Source organism: Klebsiella sp. 141198 (genome assembly GCF_050600785.1).
GTDB lineage: Bacteria > Pseudomonadota > Gammaproteobacteria > Enterobacterales > Enterobacteriaceae > Klebsiella > Klebsiella aerogenes.
The window spans coordinates 23,977-39,724 of record NZ_JAQIRM010000011.1; the positions used below are offsets into that span (position 1 = coordinate 23,977).

Here is a 15,748-nt window from a genome sequence, read left to right on the forward strand (position 1 = left end):
TATTCCTAATTATTCTCGCCGCGTAGCACTTCGCGAAAGTGCATCACCAGCGGGCGCTGGTTGGCTTTGTGCCATACCGCCCACAGCTGGGTCGAATAGCTCATCCACGGAATTTCCCGCAGCACGACCCCCTCAGGGGCGTTATGCCGCAGGCTGTGCTGGATCAGCGCCACGCCCAGTCCCGCCGCCACCAGCCCCAGGGCCGTTAATGGCTCTCCGGCTTCCAGACGAATATCAGGATTAAAGCCCGCACGCACGCAGGCGGCGACAAAATCATCGCGCGAATGGGCATCGTCGTTATGGATAACCGCGATCCACTGCTGATCGGCCAGCTGCGCCGGCTGCAAGTTTTCCGCAGCGGCCAGCGGATGATTCTGCGGCAAAGCCAGCAGCATCCGGTCATCAAGCACCTGGGTATACTCCAGATCCTGTTCGCCCGCCGAAGGCGGCATGTCCACCAGCGAGAAGTCCAGACTGCGCTGGCGCAGGCCCTCAATCTGCGTGGCTGGCGGCTGGCTATACAGCGCGATATGCACGTCCGGGCGAGACGTTCGTAGGGTGCGCAGTGCGGTAGAAAGCACGCCGGAGTGCATGGCGTTTTCGATATAACCGATACACAACCCGCCATCTTCGCCGCGCCCCAGTCGTTTACCTAATGATTCGAGACGGTTGGCATGGGTCAGCAACGAGCGCGTTTCGGCCAAAAACGTCTGCCCGTCCGCCGTCAGGCGAATACGCTGCTGGTTACGTTCAAACAGCATGAGCCCAAGGCGCTCCTCCAGCTGGGCTATCTGGCGGCTGAGCGGCGACTGCGAAATATGTAAGCGTTCGGCGGCACGGCCAACATGCTCCTCTTCCGCTACCACCACAAAGTACTTCAACTGGCGTAAATCAATCATATGAGACCTCAAAGGACTTAAGTCAGACGAATTATGTCCTATCAAGTCATAACACCGCAAGGTATTGTGATCTCCGTCACAGGACGACAGCACAAATCGCCCGCACAGAACCCTTCCCAAAACGGGAACCCAATATCGAGGACATCTTAGATGAGCATCAAACATATTCTACCAGGCAACATCGGTTTAGGCGGCGCGCCGCTGGGTAACATGTTCCGCAACATCCCGGAAGACGAGGCGCACGCCACCGTCGCCGCCGCCTGGGATCTGGGCGTTCGTTACTTCGATACCGCTCCGCTGTACGGGTCCGGTCTTTCTGAAATCCGGATGGGCGAAGCGCTCTCGCAATACCCTCGCGACCAGTTCGTTCTGAGCAGCAAAGTCGGCCGCATCATGCTTGATGAAATGGAAGACCCGGCTACGCGTGATTTCGGTGAGAAAGGCGGTCTTTTCGAATACGGCCTGAAGAACAAAATCCTCAACGATTACTCGGCCGACGCCACCCTGCGTTCTATTGAAGACAGTTTAAAACGGCTGAAAACCGACCATCTCGACATCGTATGGATCCACGATCCGGCGCAGGATTTCTACGGGGACAGCTGGCTGGAACAGTTCAACATCGCCCGTACCGGCGCCTTCCGCGCGCTGACCCGCCTGCGTGAAGAAGGCGTAATTAAGGCATGGGGGCTGGGCGTGAACCGTGTCGAACCTTGCGAATTGACCTTAGCGCTCGACGAACCGAAGCCGGATGCGTTCCTGCTGGCTGGCCGCTACTCGCTGCTGGACCACAAACGCGCCCTGCAGCGCCTGATGCCGGAAGCGCTGGAACAGAATGTCGATATCGTTGTCGGCGGCCCTTACAGCTCGGGCGTTCTCGCCGGCGGTGAACACTTCGAATACCAGAAAGCCTCTGCGGCGATCCACCAGCAGGTGGCGCAGATCAAGGCCATTGCCGCCCGTCATCAGGTGGATGTGAAAGCCGCGGCGCTGCAGTTTGCCCTGGCTCATCCGGCGGTGGCCGCCGTGATCCCAGGCTCCAGCCGTCCGGGCCGTATGGCGGAAGATCTGGCCGCGCTGAAATCAACCATCCCAGCCGCTTTCTGGGAAGAGATGCGCAGCCAGAATCTGGTGGCGGATAACGCGCCGCTGCCGATTCGTTAATTTTAGCGGGGCCACAGGGCCCCTCTTAAAACAAGAGAGACACCATGAAACTGGATCTAACTCATAAAGTCGCCGTGGTGAGCGGCTCCACTTCCGGCATCGGGCTTGGCATCGCTAAAGGCCTTGCTCAGGCGGGCGCGACCGTGGTCATCGTCGGCCGTCAACGCCGCGGTGTTGATACCGCCATGGCGGCGATTAATGCCGAACTCCCGGATGCGCAGCTGCGCGGGGTGGTCGCCGACCTCAGCACCGAGGAGGGCGTCAGCGCGCTGCTCGCCGCCGAGCCGCGTGCTGATGTGGTGGTTAACAACCTCGGCATCTTTAACGATAAAGATTTCTTTAGCGTACCGGATAGCGAGTGGATGCACTTTTATAACGTCAACGTGCTTTCCGGCGTGCGGCTGTCGCGCCACTACGCGCAGGGGATGATCGATAACGGCTGGGGACGCATTATTTTCGTCTCCTCGGAATCCGGCGTCGCGATTCCTGCCGACATGATCAATTACGGCGTGACCAAAAGCGCCAATCTCGCGGTCTCCCACGGGCTGGCGAAACGGCTCGCCGGTACCGGCGTCACCGTTAACGCCATTCTACCTGGCCCCACCTTCACTGAAGGTTTGCAGGAGATGCTGGCGGAGGCCGCCGCGCAGTCTGGCCGCAGCCCGCGTGAACAGGCTGATGAATTTGTGAAGACCGCGCGCCCAAGCTCGATTATCCAGCGGGCGGCGGACGTCGACGAAGTGGCGAACCTGGCGGTGTATCTCGCCTCGCCGCTCTCGTCGGCCACTACCGGCGCTGCGCTACGCGTCGATGGCGGCGTCGTCGACACCCTGGCAATGTAATTCTAATTATCTGACATAAAGAGAGAAATAAAATGGCTAATACTACTGTATCTATCGAAATCCCGGCTTCTGTCGACCAGGTCTGGCAACTGATGGGCGGCTTTGACTCGCTGCCCGACTGGCTGCCGTTCATCCCGAAAAGCGTAGTGAGCGAAGGAGGACGCGTGCGTACGCTGACCACTTCCGATGGCGGCACGGTCATTGAACGTCTGGAGGCGTTTGATAACCGCCAGCGCAGCTATAGCTACTCGATAATCCAGGCGCCGTTCCCGGTTGTGGATTACCTCTCCACGATCGCGGTAGTGGCCACTGCCGATAGCAATATCACCCGCGTTGAGTGGTCCGGCAGCTTCACGCCGGTTAACGTCAGCGACGCGGATGCCGAAGCGCTGTTCAGCGGTATTTATCGCGACGGCCTGCAGGCGTTGAAGAATAACTTTAGCGCCTGATTGTTGCCAGGAATGGCCAGGCCATTCCTTTTATGAACAAAAGAAGAAAAGTCTATTGCCCGTTGCCGTCTTTTTCAGACAACGGGCGGGGCATATCCTTTACGCCATCACGTTGCAACGGGCGACGTTAACGAAACAACTTACCAGGATTATGAACATGAAAACCGTATCGACTATTTTTTCCGCAGCCGCACTTTCACTTTTTGCCTTTACCGCTTCCGCGCATAGCGTCACTGCGACCGGTAATACGCTTGACTCCGCTGAAGCGGTGATTGCCAAAAAAGCGAAAGAACTGAATGCGAGTGATTATAAAATCACCAGCGCCCATATGGGGAATAAGGTGACGATGAGCGCGGAACTGTACAAGTAAAGTCGGGTACTCTTCAGAGCCCCGGCAACTCAGCATCTTGAGTTGGCCGGGGGCTAAGAATTCTCACTCTCCAGACTCCGGTTGTTTCACCTGCAATTAGTCCTTCACCCTGAATTCCACTCTACGTTTACGCTCAACAACAATTAATCCTTCGGTATTAATCCCCCTCTTTCCCGCTTAAATAACTCGTATAAAGAACATTAAAAAACAGTTTTATTTTTAAACTGAGATTTGTCGACACTACCCAACTCATAGTCTACAATGATGATTGATAACCATTTATTGCAAATGTGAATGATTATCAGGCTTTCCAGTTAGTTTAAAAAAATAGCATAACGATGTTTAAATAACTCATTTTAAACGAGCAAAAAATGGCAGATAACAATATAAAAATTTATCACTCCCGTTATAGCAAGTTGATAAAACTACTGGATTTCCTCACCGTCAACATTTTGATTTTTATCTATTTAAAATATTTTTACACTGAACCCTCTACCGCTTCCGCGCTCGTTGGCATTATCTATTCATTAGTATTCATAAGAATTAATGAGTATTTCCAACTGTATTCCGGACAATTTAAAGGCCACTATTTCACAAAATCAGCCGCACTTATATTAAGCGTATGCCTAAGTAGTATTGTTTCATTTTTATTTTTTGTCGTTGCCGAGTGGTTAATTAACGCACAATCTGTAGTTAATTTTATCCCGCTGGCCGTCAGTTTGGCTAAGTGTTCGATATTTATATTTTTAATTGTCTTTGTGGTGCGGGCAATCACCGCGCATTATCTGTTTAACTCGGTGTTACGGGTGGCGATTCTTGGTATTACGCCTGCGGGCCTGGCCATCGAGCAGGCTTTACAAAAAGAGTACTCACAGCGCGGCATCATCATCAGCTATTTTGAAGATCGCAACAACCAGCGCGATAGCCGACTGATGAGTATTGAAAGAAAAGGCAACTCGCGCGATCTGCTGGCTCTGGCGAAAACAGGCGGCGTTGATGAAATTTACATCGCGCTCCCCATGGTTGCGCAGCAGCGTATTAAGCAGTTTCTTAATGAATTCTCTGACACAACCGTCGATGTATTCCTGGTACCGGATCTATTCTCTTACAGCTCGCATATTTCCCAGTTGCGCATGTTCGGCAATCTGCAGACTATCAGTATCTTCACTTCGCCTTTTGATGGCGAAGGGGCGATCATCAAGCGTATTGAAGATATCATTCTCGGCTCTTTCTTTACCTTAATTAGCCTGCCGGCGATGCTGTTCGTGGCGATTGGTATCAAGCTCACCTCGCCGGGGCCGATTTTATTTAAACAGAATCGTTATGGCCTCAACGGCAAGCAAATAGAAGTATGGAAATTCAGGACCATGCGGGTCATGGAAAATAGCGCCGTGGTCACTCAGGCGACCCGCAACGATCCGCGTATCACCAAATTCGGCGCTTTTTTGCGTAAAACCTCACTGGATGAACTGCCGCAGTTTTTCAACGTGCTACAGGGGCGGATGTCGATCGTCGGTCCGCGCCCGCACGCGGTGGCGCATAACGAGCAGTATCGCGTGCTGGTGGAGAACTACATGATTCGCCATAAGGTTAAACCAGGGATCACGGGGCTTGCGCAGATTAACGGCTTCCGCGGCGAGACCGATACGCTGGACAAAATGGAGAAGCGAATTCAGTACGACCTGGCCTACATCCAGTCCTGGTCGCTGTTCCTCGATCTCAAAATCGTCTTTTTGACTTTCTTCCGGGGCTTTGTTGGCAAAAATGCGTTCTAGGTTCGCCGTTCTGGCCGGTTTGCTGTCTGTGCCTTACGCACACGCCGACCTGCAGGCAAAACCGCATACCGGGGTTGTCGGCATCGATTTCGAGAGCCAGTTGGGTTATGACATCGGTTACGATGACAACGTGACCTGGCAGCGCTACGACCAAAATAAAATCGGTTCCAGCTACCAGAATATTAAACCTATCGTCAAAGCCATCGGCGAACGTTATGAAGACCGCTACCTGTTGATGTATTCCGGCGATTACCGCAACTATGGCAACGATAGCGCGGATAATCGCAATAACCATTTTTTTATGTTTAACGGCAAATGGCGATTTGGCAGCATGCACGGGCTGTCATTGGATCTCGATGAGACGCTGGGTCATGAAGAGCGCGGCCGCGACACCACCGAAGGCTTTTTGCCCGAGCAGTTTAAAGAGTTTGGCATCAACAAACCGATCGGCACCCGCTTCTTTAATAGCGAGCTTCGTTACAGCTACGGCGCGCCGGAAGGTCGCGGTAAAGTTGAAGTCGCGCTACTGCATAAACAGTTGCGTTTTCGCGACCTCGACAGCATCAAAGACGCCAGCGATGACTTTAACTATTACATGCACGATCAGGAGTGGCATGAAAACAGCCTGGTGGCCGAACTGTTCGACCAGAAAGCTAAAACGCTGCGCTATCGCTATAGCTTTATCACCAACCAGCGCCGCTACGAGCTGAACCCGTTAAAAGACAGCAATGAGTATTACCTGCTGTTCGGCATGAAGAATCGCCTGTCGGGTAAAACGGAGATTAACGGTAACGTCGCCTGGCTCTACAAAGACTTTATCCATAACCCGGACTCACAGGGTTTTAACGGCTTGAACTGGGATATCAACGCCGACTGGAAACCGCTGGAACAAATGAAAGTTAACCTACACAGTTCTCAGCGCATCAAGGACCCCACCGACTCCGGCGGCTATATCCTGGTGTCAAATTTCGGCGTCGGCTATGAACATCACTGGCTGGTGGATCGTTTCTCAACTCTGGTCGATTATTCATATATCACCGAAGACTATAAGCATCAGAGCAATAAGCGCAAAGATAAGTCTAATCTGCTGTCGCTGACCTTTAACTATGATTTCCGACCATCGGTTAACTTTAAGCTGAAGCTGCAATGGAACACCATGCACTCAAATAAAGATACGGACACTTTTTATATTGGCCCGGACTACTCGCATGCGGTTGACCGCACCCTGGGCTACGACGATTCGGCCATTATTTTTATGACGCAGGTACAACTATGACCTTTTTAAACAGGACACTGGTGATGCTTCCGCTGCTGGCGCTACTGCTGGCGGGCTGTTCGACGCCGCCGCAGACCATTAAAACGCCGCCGGACGCCGTCTACCTTTTGGACCAGGGCGATGAAGTCAATATTGCAGTCTCCGGGGAGCAGGATCTGACGATGCGGGTAAAAATCGATAATAGCGGCAGCATTGATTACCCCTATATCGGATCGCTGCTGTTAAAAGGCAAAACGCCTGAACAGGTGAGTAATGAAATCGCCGATAAACTGCGCGGTAACTACCTACAGGCGCCGATGGTCACGGTGAGCATCGCCGAATACCGCAAAGTTTATCTGCTCGGCGAAGTGAAAAAACCGGATGGATATGCCTGGGAGCCGGGTTTAACGGCGGAAAAAGCCATTGCCCTGGCCGGCGGTTTCACCGACCGCGCCGACCGTCATGATATTCAAATTCGACAGGCCCGCGGCGGAAGGCTGCTGGAAAATGTCGCCGCCGACTCCGCCGTGCAGGCAGGAGATACCATCATTATTGGCATGAGTTTCTTCTGATATGGCAATTTCACTGGTCGAAAACGCGAAAAAGAAAGAAGGCTTTATCGACTTCACGCCTTATTTCAACAAAATTAAGCACAAGCTTATCTGGTGCCTGGCGGTGGTGATTGTCGCCGCCGTGGCATCGTTTATTCTGACGCGCTTTATGTCCTCCAGCTACACGGCGACCGCTACCGTGCTGTTCAAAGCGCAGTCGCAGGACGTCTCTCCCCTACCGCGGCTGGAAAACTACGACTCCACGCGCAGCGATTACTACGAGACCAAGTACGCGTTAATGGGATCGCGAGTGGTGCTCGATGCCGCGGTGCGCAAATTAAAGCTGGAGCAGGATAGCGAATTTAACGGCGGCGATAATCTCGACGAAACCGCGCGTATTAATAATGCTATTCAGGCGCTGCAAAAAAGCCTGACCATTTCCGGCGTGCGCACCACCCAACTGGTTGCCGTGTCGATGGAAGCGAAATCACCGCAGAAAGCCGCCGATATCGCCAACGGCGTCGCCCAGGCATTCATCGATTACAGTCTGCAGCAGAAGCAAAATACCTTGCTTCAGGCGCAGGGCTGGAACGAAAAAATGATGGACGACCTGAAAACCAAAATGGATCAGCAGAAGGCAGACATCGATAACTTCCTCAAGCAGAACGGATTACTAACCTTCCGCAGCATGGATGGTTATGAGACCGAGCGGCTGGGGATTGTGATTAACCATCTGGCCGACGCCACCCAGCGCCGCCTGAAAGCGCAGACGGTATGGGACAAGGTCCGTCGCCAGCAGGGTAAACCGGTAGAACAGATTATCTCGCTGCCGGAAATCTCCGGTCATCCGCAGGTGCAGGATTTACGCATTGCGCTCATCCAGACGCGGCGCAATCTTTCCGAAGCGGCCAAACACTACGGCCCGCAGCATCCGAAATATCTGCAGGCCCAGGCGCAGCTACAGGCGGTGAATGCCCAGCTCGGCCAGGTACTGGGCGAGCTGTTTAACGGCCTGCGCCAGCAGTATCAAATCGCCCTCGACGATGAGCAGCACTACCAAAAAATGCTCAACGATCAGAAGGCCGATTTCCAGGCGCTCGGCGCCAAGCGCGACCAGTACAACACCATGACCACCGCGCTGAATAAAACCGAAGAGCTTTATAAGTCGCTGTACCAGCGCGCTAACGAGCAGAAATTGTCGGAGACCTTCTCGGTACCGGATGAAGTCATTTACGACGCCGCCGTGCCGCCGGACCGCCCGTCTAAACCCCAGCGCGGCCTGTTAATCGTGATGATTACCATGATGGCGCTGGCGCTGTATATCATGTACCTGATAGTCAGTACCGCGCTGGATAAAACGGTGAATAGCCTCAGCGAGCTCAAAGCGAAAACCGCCCTCGAGGCCAGCGGCGAATTTCCGCTCCTGACGCATCTGGAAAATGCGCAGCAGATTTTCCATAACGTGCTCTACGCCGATATGATCCACAGCCTACGGCTGGCGTTGCTCAATCAGCGCGATAAACCCGCCACCATCCTGGTGACTTCGGTGCAATCCCGTTCCGGCAGTTCGTTTATTGCCGAACTGCTGGCTTGCTCAGCCAGCAAATCGCGTAAAACGCTGCTGATTGACCTCGACTACCTGGCCACTCAGGGATTATCGGCCAAATTTCCGCAACATAAACAAGGCGTTAGTCAATTGCTGAACGGCGAGTGCATGCCGGAGCAGTCCGTCGTCAAACTGGATGATCAACTGGACTTTATGCCACGCGGCAAACTCAACGACTCTTCGCTGCTGTTGCTCACCTCTGAACGCCTGCCGGCGCTGCTGACAACGTTGCATCAGACTTACGATACGCTAATCATCGACGCTCCGGCGCTCAATCAGGCGCAGGATAGTCTGCTGCTGGCGGCACAAAGCGATATGACTCTGCTGGTGGTTAAGGCCGGCGAACTGGCTCCGCGGATCCGCAAAGCGGAACAACGTCTGCAGAGTGCGGGCAATCGCCGGGTGGCAAGCGTGCTCAACCAGGTGCGCGAAGAACATCTGGAAACGCAGGAAGGTAAACGCCTGCTTGAGCGCCAGATGCGCGAACTCATTGCTCCGAAATAGCGCCTATGAATCTGATTAAGAGTATTTCATCCATCGCCAGTTCATCGGTGCTTTCACAGCTGATCGGCGCCTTTTCGGTCTGGCTTATCTCTCATCGCTACGGGATGGCGGAGGTCGGCCATTACGCGATGATCTACAGCAATGTGCTGATCGGCGCGCAGGTTTGTACCTTTGCCTCGCAGTTGCTAATCCCCCGTCAGGAGGATCACGAGCTTGGGCAGAACGTGGTGTTCTGCCTGCTGCAGAGCCTGATGATGGCCCTCCCCTGGGCGGTCATTACCGGGCTTATCTTCGAACTTAACATTGCGTTTCTCTATTTGCTGACTTTTGGCTATGCGCTGGTGCTGGTGGCGGAAAACCTTTCCCTGCGCGGCGGCAACTATCCTTTCCTGACTTTCCAGCGCATTGCGGTGTCGCTGGTGGTGGCCATTGCGCTGCTGGTGATGCCCAACCCAACGCTGTTTTATCTGGCGTGGATGGTCGGGATCCTGCTGCTATTGATCGCCTGCCTGATTCGCCTGTTTAACTTCAAAAGCTTAACGCTGCGCCACTTTTCGATTGCCACGAATCTGCGTTTTTTACGCGAGCACTGGCAGCATATTAGCCGCGTCGGCAGCGCCGAGGTGCTGGCGATGGCCAGTAATAACCTGCCGACCATGCTGATTAACATCTGGTTCTCGCCGCTGGTCGCCGGCTACTTTTCGGTAGTCAGCCGTTTCTGCCTGTCGCCGGTGATGATTATCGGTAACGCCGTGCGCAACTCCATCTTTTCTAAATGGTCGATGGATTTTCGCAACCACACCTTTAACTATCCGGAATATAAAAAGGTTCGCCTGCTGCTGCTGGGCGCCGCCGCGGTATGCATCCTTGGTATCTGGATTTTCTATCCGCTGGTGATGCGCCTTGGCTTTAGCGAGGAGTGGCTGAATTCGATCCCCACCTCGCGCTACATGCTGCCTTATCTGTTCGCCGCGCTGGCGGTCAGCCCGCTGACGGTGATCGAACTGATCTTCGGCTCCCGGCGCTACTTTTTGCGTATTCAGATTGAGCAGTTGCTGATTATCGTCATCGCCTTCATCGCCTTGCCGTACTTTGGCGTCAGTTATGAAATCGCCCTGCTGGCCTTCTCGTTCCTGACCTTCGCGCGTTACTTGTTCATTTTGCTCAAAATGAATCAGCGGGCGAAAACGCTTTCGCTGCAGGAGCAGAAAATATGCAGCTAAACACCGGCCGCTATCTCGAAGCCTATGCCCTGATGACGCTGGTGTTCTGCGGTACGGTCCAGTATTTCACCGGTATCGCAGCCGTGCTGTGGCTGCCATTTTTTCTGGTGCTGGTGATGGCGGTGCTGCTCCTGATGCAGAGCCGCCCACAGCCGCTGGCGCTCACCGGGCGGGAAAAGCTGATACTGGCGCTGTATCTAACCTTTATCGTACTCGGGCTGGTCTCAACGGTACTGCAGTCGGGGATCGTCACCGCCATCGTCGGCTTTAAAAACGAGCTGGCGCTCTCGCTGCTGATGTTCTGCATGCTGTTGGGCATGTTTAGTGAATCACAGCTGTACCGTCTGACGCGGCTTTTCTACTGGATCTACTATGTGCAGATCCCGGTCGCTATCTATCAGGTGATTTTCGTGGTACCTAAACGGGTGGCGTTTCGCGGCGAAGATGAGAAGTGGGACTCGGTGGTCGGCACTTTCGGCGGCGACCCGATGGGCGGCGGCAACACCGCGGCGATGGGGATGTTCTGTCTGCTGATCATGCTCATGAAAGTGTCGGAGTTTAAGCACGGCATCTGCACATTTAAATCGCTGGTGATCCACATCGCGCTGGGTTTCTTCCTCTGCGTAGTGGGGGAAGTAAAATTCGTCATTCTGCTATCGCCGTTCCTGCTGGCCCTGCTATGGATCCTGCCCGGCTACGTAAGCGGCGTGAGTAAAGTTAGCCTGCGATCGCTGCTGATCATCGCCGCCGGCATGGCGCTATTAATTTTTGTCGCTATTACCGTGTTGGCCTCCAACTATTCCTCGGCCTTCGGCGGCGACCCGACCAAAAGCGCGCTATCGGTATTTATCGATTCACTGGGCTATATTTTTGATACTAACTACATTATGCCAAGCGGCGAACTGGGGCGTTTTACCACCCTCTTCTTCTGGCTGCAGCATAACGAACTGTTCGGCCCGGGCGGCATGCTGTTTGGTTACGGTCTTAACGCCACCAACAGCGGCAGTACCGTCTCGCCGGGATATATCGGCGCCTGGTATCACCTGATCCTCGATTCCACCGCCTTAAGCATGCTGCTTTGGGAAGTGGGGATTATCGGCATCATTCTGTTCATTGGCACCATCGCCTCAATACTGGTCGCCATGCGGCCGAAAGAGACCTTTTCGCGCCACGATCTCAAGCTTGAGGATCTGCAACTCCTTAGCTCGGCGCCGGCGTTCTACGTTTTTGTCATTGGCTGTCTGCTCAGCCTGCCCTACAGCCAGATCCTGATGATCATTCCCATGCTACAGTTTTTATTATGGTTATCCCTTGGGGCGCTGATTGTCATCCACCGCGCTGTCCGTCTTAACTCCGGTACCCACTATGAATAAAACGCCATCAATTACCGTCAGCATCAAGACTCTGAATGAAGCGCAGGGCATCGAAAAAACCATCGATAGCGTGCGCAAACAGCTGCAACCGTACCCGCATCAAATCATCGTCGCCGACAGCTTATCAACGGATAACACCCGCGAACTGGCTATCGCGAAAGGCGCGATGGTGGTGTGTCTGGATAACGCCGCCGACCGCTGCTGCGGTATCGGCCACCAGCTGGGCTGGCTGTATAGCGAAGGCGATTATTTGCTGCTGCTGGATGGCGATATGGAGCTGGAGCCGGGCTTTCTGGATACCGCGGTCGAATTCCTGGAGACACATCCGGAGTACGCGGGAGTCGCCGGCAGCGTCGAGATGGATGATGCCTCTAACTATGAGTTCAAATCGCGCAAGCAGCGCCTGCACCTGATCTATCCGCAGGGCGACACCGATCATCTGGGCGGCGGCGGCCTGTATCGCCGTGAAGCGATCGAGAAAATCGGCTATCTGACCAACCTCAACCTGCACGGCTACGAAGAAGCGGAGCTGGGTATTCGTTTACAGGCAGCAGGTTACAAGCTGCATCGCCTGGCGGCGCCCTACTTTAGCCACGCCTCTTACACCATGCCAACCTTTAAAATGCTGGCCTACCGTTGGAAGAACGGCTTTCTGTGGGCGCCGGGCGAGTTGCTCCGTAACTGCTGGGGTAAAGCCCATTTCCCGGCGGCGCTGCGGATTGTACGTAATGAGCTGATCTTCACCCTCTATCTGCTGGTTTTACTGATTTGTCTACTGACCTTCAATGGCAAGGTTATCGCCATCGCCCTGCTGCCGCTGCTGGCGTTTATCGCTCTGAAGGCCATTAAAAATAAATCGCTGCGCGATGGCGTGCAGAGCGCGATTAACTTATCGCTATTTTCAGCGGGGCTGCTGCGCGGGGTGATTAATTCAGTGCGCGATCCGATGAAACGCCCGGCGGTGACCGTCTCGAATCCACAGCATATTGATACTGAAAATGAAAATTCTCTTCGTTAACAAATTCTTCTTTATCAAAGGCGGCGCGGAAACCGTTTATTTTCAGGAGCGCGACGCGATGCTGCAAGCCGGCTACCAGGTGGTCGACTTCAGCATGCAGCACGCGGAAAATAAACCGTCGCCGTGGGAGGAATTTTTCGTCCATAACGTCGATTATCACGACAGTCACGGCCTGATGAGCAAAATCAAAGCCGGGGTGGACTTTATTTATAATGCCGAGGCTTGCACGAAGCTCAACACGCTTTTGTTGCGCGAGCGGCCGGATATTGTTCATTTTCATAATATCTATCATCAACTTACGCCTGCCGTTATCGGCGTGGCGAAACGCTTTGGCTGCAAAACGGTACTCACCGCCCACGATTACAAAATCGTCTGCCCTTCCTACACCATGCTGCGCGATGGTCATATCTGCGAAGAGTGTCTCACCGGGTCGGTGATTAACGCTTTTCGTCACCGCTGCCAGCAGGGCGATACTTTCAAAAGCCTGCTGCTATCGTTGGAAGCCTACTGGCAGAAATTCGCCCAAAATTACGCCATGCTCGACTGTATCATCGCCCCGAGCGAGTTTATGCGCCAGACCCTGCTGCGTAAGCTGCCCGACGCCCGCATTGAAGTGATCGTCAACGGTATTGATGCCAACAACACCGTGCCCGGCGAAACCGCAGGCGACTATTTTCTCTATATTGGCCGCCTGAGCCGGGAAAAAGGCGTACCGACGCTGGCGCAGGCGCAGCAAAAAATGCAGGAGGCGATGCCGCTTAAGATTGTCGGCGACGGCCCATTGGGCGCAGACCTGCGCGCGCGTTTCAGCGGACCGCAGTTCCTCGGCTATATGAAACACGGCGAGGAGCTGAATAACCTCATTCGCGGGGCCCGCGCGGTAGTGGTCCCCTCTGAATATTATGAAAACTGCTCCATGTCGGTGCTCGAAGCCATGGCATTTGGCCGCCCGGTGATCGGCGGCAATATTGGCGGTATCCCGGAACAGATCCGTGACAGCGTCGACGGCTATCTGGTTGAGCCCGGCAATAGCGATGCGCTGGCGCAACTGATGGACAAACTGGCTGCGGACCCTGAACTGGCCCGCAGTATGGGAATTAACGCCCGCCGGCGGCTGGAAGAAAAATACGATCTCGCCCGCCACATGCAGGAGCTGCAGGCGCTTTATCAGCAACTTGTCGGGGAGAAAAAATGACCATCAACGTCACGGTATTAGGCACTCGCGGGATCCCCGATGTGCAGGGCGGCGTGGAAACGCACTGCCAGAATTTATACCCGGAAATCTATCGCCAGGGCAGCGCGGAAGTTTGCGTGATCGCCCGCTCGCCCTATGTGAACTACCGACGCAGCGAATATCAGGGCGTTAAACTCAAGAGTCTGTGGGCGCCGAAAAGCCGTAAATTCGAGGCTATTATTCACTCGGCGCTGGCGGCGTTCAGTACCTTATTCGACGGCTCCAACGTGGTTCACGTTCACGCCGTCGGCCCCGGCCTGGTGGTGCCGTTGCTGCGTCTGCTGGGAAAACGCGTCGTCTTTACCCATCATGGCCCGGATTACGATCGGCAGAAATGGGGCCGGATGGCCAAAGAGATGCTGCGCCTTGGCGAAAAATGGGCGGTGAAATACGCCAATGAAGTGATCGTCATTTCCGAGGTCATCAATAATCTGATTAAGCACAAGCATGGCCGCCATAACGCCCATGTTATCTACAACGGCGTGCGTCAGGCCGACCTGCCTCCTGCGGATCGGCAGGCGGAGATCCTCGATAAATACGGTCTAAAACCGGGCCAGTATATCGTTGCCGTGGCCCGTTTTGTCGAAGAGAAAGGGCTGCACGATCTCGTTGCCGCCTATGCCGCCGCCGGGTGTTCGGTACCGCTGGTGCTCATTGGCGATGCCGACCACGCCGATGAATATAGCGAGCGCCTGAAGCAACAGGCGACCGCCACGCCAAACGTCATCCTCACCGGCTTTATCAGCGGCGCGCCGCTGCATACGCTGTTCTCGCAGGCCGGGCTATTCGTGCTGCCCTCTTATCATGAAGGATTGCCGATCGCGCTGCTGGAGGCCATGTCGTGGTCACTGCCGGTGGTGGTCAGCGACATTCCGGCCAACCTTGAAATTGGCCTGCCGCCAGCGGACTACTTTCCCGTCGGCAACGTTCCGGCTCTGACGCAGAAACTGCAACAATGGGTCGCAGGAGAAAAAGCGGATTACAGCCAGTTTATGCCGAAGTACCGCTGGCCGGAAATCGCCGCGCAAACCGCGCAAGTCTATCAGCGCTTAACGTAAGCAGGTTACTCGTGCCGAAATCTACAGCAGAACTGGTGGTCGAGCGCTTCTATGCCGCGCTTGACCAGGAGGTTGAAACCTCATTAACCGCGGAGCAGAAACGGGGAATCGAGCAGGCGTTGGTGCGCGCCAACCTGGCGTCACGCCATCGCATCGATTTTCGCCACAGCTTTCCCTTCCTGCATCGCCGCTATTTCGTGGTGTTTCTTTTTGGTCGCGATCTGCGCAAAGTTTCGCGCGAAAGCACTCTGTTCGGACGCATCTTCGCGACGCTGCTGATTACGCTTGGCGTGGTATTCGCCCTGCTGTCGATCCTGCTGGCGCTCTATATGCTGAAATCAGCATTAGGCATTGATGTATTTAAAAATTTCCACGTCGGTATCTGGACGTGGTTTGTTAATCTTCATGACCACATGACAAAGTGAATTGA

The 15,748-nt window shown here is 54.3% G+C and carries 15 protein-coding genes; 14 read left to right on the top strand and 1 reads right to left on the bottom strand.

Annotation, left to right across the window (positions count from 1 at the left end; genetic code table 11):
* Positions 1-5 precede the first annotated feature (5 nt).
* Positions 6-899: a LysR substrate-binding domain-containing protein gene (locus PGR10_RS24655; protein ID WP_015368059.1), complete on the bottom strand. Its 894-nt coding sequence runs from the start codon at positions 897-899 to the stop codon at positions 6-8.
* 150 nt (positions 900-1,049) lie between these two features.
* On the opposite strand from PGR10_RS24655, the gene PGR10_RS24660 reads away from it, so the two are divergent.
* From PGR10_RS24660 to PGR10_RS24725, 14 genes are all read left to right on the top strand, one after another.
* Entirely contained in the window at positions 1,050-2,060 is a 1,011-nt protein-coding gene (locus PGR10_RS24660; protein ID WP_348854097.1) for an aldo/keto reductase, read from the top strand.
* A 44-nt stretch (positions 2,061-2,104) separates the two neighbouring features.
* The gene (locus tag PGR10_RS24665; protein ID WP_430924264.1) at positions 2,105-2,902 is read left to right on the top strand and encodes an SDR family NAD(P)-dependent oxidoreductase; all 798 of its coding nucleotides are present in this window, start codon (positions 2,105-2,107) and stop codon (positions 2,900-2,902) included.
* A 32-nt stretch (positions 2,903-2,934) separates the two neighbouring features.
* Positions 2,935-3,351, top strand: coding sequence for an SRPBCC family protein (locus PGR10_RS24670; protein ID WP_045391102.1), 417 nt, complete (start codon positions 2,935-2,937; stop codon positions 3,349-3,351).
* Positions 3,352-3,508: 157 nt separating this feature from the next.
* Positions 3,509-3,721, top strand: coding sequence for a DUF1471 domain-containing protein (locus tag PGR10_RS24675; protein ID WP_087859121.1), 213 nt, complete (start codon positions 3,509-3,511; stop codon positions 3,719-3,721).
* Positions 3,722-4,092: 371 nt separating this feature from the next.
* A complete protein-coding gene (locus PGR10_RS24680) occupies positions 4,093-5,496 on the top strand; it encodes an undecaprenyl-phosphate glucose phosphotransferase (protein ID WP_087859120.1) in 1,404 nt (467 codons plus the stop codon).
* Positions 5,486-6,772 (top strand): outer membrane beta-barrel protein, encoded by a 1,287-nt coding sequence (locus PGR10_RS24685; protein ID WP_430924265.1) that lies wholly within the window; start codon positions 5,486-5,488, stop codon positions 6,770-6,772. Before PGR10_RS24680 ends, PGR10_RS24685 begins: the two co-directional genes overlap by 11 nt.
* A complete protein-coding gene (locus PGR10_RS24690; RefSeq protein ID WP_032707499.1) occupies positions 6,769-7,323 on the top strand; it encodes a polysaccharide biosynthesis/export family protein in 555 nt (184 codons plus the stop codon). The genes PGR10_RS24685 and PGR10_RS24690 overlap by 4 nt, the downstream gene beginning before the upstream one ends.
* A gap of 1 nt (position 7,324) precedes the next feature.
* Entirely contained in the window at positions 7,325-9,412 is a 2,088-nt protein-coding gene (locus PGR10_RS24695) for a GumC family protein (RefSeq protein WP_087859118.1), read from the top strand.
* 5 nt (positions 9,413-9,417) lie between these two features.
* Entirely contained in the window at positions 9,418-10,635 is a 1,218-nt protein-coding gene (locus PGR10_RS24700) for a lipopolysaccharide biosynthesis protein (protein WP_430924266.1), read from the top strand.
* The gene (locus PGR10_RS24705) at positions 10,626-12,008 is read left to right on the top strand and encodes a capsular biosynthesis protein (RefSeq protein ID WP_113374936.1); all 1,383 of its coding nucleotides are present in this window, start codon (positions 10,626-10,628) and stop codon (positions 12,006-12,008) included. The genes PGR10_RS24700 and PGR10_RS24705 overlap by 10 nt, the downstream gene beginning before the upstream one ends.
* On the top strand, positions 12,001-13,026 hold the full coding sequence (locus PGR10_RS24710) for a glycosyltransferase family 2 protein (RefSeq protein WP_045391122.1): 1,026 nt from the start codon (positions 12,001-12,003) through the stop codon (positions 13,024-13,026). The genes PGR10_RS24705 and PGR10_RS24710 overlap by 8 nt, the downstream gene beginning before the upstream one ends.
* On the top strand, positions 13,007-14,221 hold the full coding sequence (locus tag PGR10_RS24715; RefSeq protein ID WP_430924267.1) for a glycosyltransferase family 4 protein: 1,215 nt from the start codon (positions 13,007-13,009) through the stop codon (positions 14,219-14,221). The genes PGR10_RS24710 and PGR10_RS24715 overlap by 20 nt, the downstream gene beginning before the upstream one ends.
* Positions 14,218-15,318, top strand: a complete 1,101-nt coding sequence (locus PGR10_RS24720) for a glycosyltransferase family 4 protein (RefSeq protein ID WP_045361643.1) — start codon at positions 14,218-14,220, stop codon at positions 15,316-15,318. The genes PGR10_RS24715 and PGR10_RS24720 overlap by 4 nt, the downstream gene beginning before the upstream one ends.
* Before the next feature lie 11 nt (positions 15,319-15,329).
* Positions 15,330-15,743 (top strand): hypothetical protein, encoded by a 414-nt coding sequence (locus PGR10_RS24725; protein ID WP_015704480.1) that lies wholly within the window; start codon positions 15,330-15,332, stop codon positions 15,741-15,743.
* Positions 15,744-15,748 lie beyond the last annotated feature (5 nt).

Coding starts and splice junctions, on each gene's coding strand:
- PGR10_RS24655 (WP_015368059.1), bottom strand. CDS start 899: ATGATTGATTTACGCCAGTTGAAGTACTTTGTGGTGGTAGCGGAAGAG.
- PGR10_RS24660 (WP_348854097.1), top strand. CDS start 1,050: ATGAGCATCAAACATATTCTACCAGGCAACATCGGTTTAGGCGGCGCG.
- PGR10_RS24665 (WP_430924264.1), top strand. CDS start 2,105: ATGAAACTGGATCTAACTCATAAAGTCGCCGTGGTGAGCGGCTCCACT.
- PGR10_RS24670 (WP_045391102.1), top strand. CDS start 2,935: ATGGCTAATACTACTGTATCTATCGAAATCCCGGCTTCTGTCGACCAG.
- PGR10_RS24675 (WP_087859121.1), top strand. CDS start 3,509: ATGAAAACCGTATCGACTATTTTTTCCGCAGCCGCACTTTCACTTTTT.
- PGR10_RS24680 (WP_087859120.1), top strand. CDS start 4,093: ATGGCAGATAACAATATAAAAATTTATCACTCCCGTTATAGCAAGTTG.
- PGR10_RS24685 (WP_430924265.1), top strand. CDS start 5,486: ATGCGTTCTAGGTTCGCCGTTCTGGCCGGTTTGCTGTCTGTGCCTTAC.
- PGR10_RS24690 (WP_032707499.1), top strand. CDS start 6,769: ATGACCTTTTTAAACAGGACACTGGTGATGCTTCCGCTGCTGGCGCTA.
- PGR10_RS24695 (WP_087859118.1), top strand. CDS start 7,325: ATGGCAATTTCACTGGTCGAAAACGCGAAAAAGAAAGAAGGCTTTATC.
- PGR10_RS24700 (WP_430924266.1), top strand. CDS start 9,418: ATGAATCTGATTAAGAGTATTTCATCCATCGCCAGTTCATCGGTGCTT.
- PGR10_RS24705 (WP_113374936.1), top strand. CDS start 10,626: ATGCAGCTAAACACCGGCCGCTATCTCGAAGCCTATGCCCTGATGACG.
- PGR10_RS24710 (WP_045391122.1), top strand. CDS start 12,001: ATGAATAAAACGCCATCAATTACCGTCAGCATCAAGACTCTGAATGAA.
- PGR10_RS24715 (WP_430924267.1), top strand. CDS start 13,007: ATGAAAATTCTCTTCGTTAACAAATTCTTCTTTATCAAAGGCGGCGCG.
- PGR10_RS24720 (WP_045361643.1), top strand. CDS start 14,218: ATGACCATCAACGTCACGGTATTAGGCACTCGCGGGATCCCCGATGTG.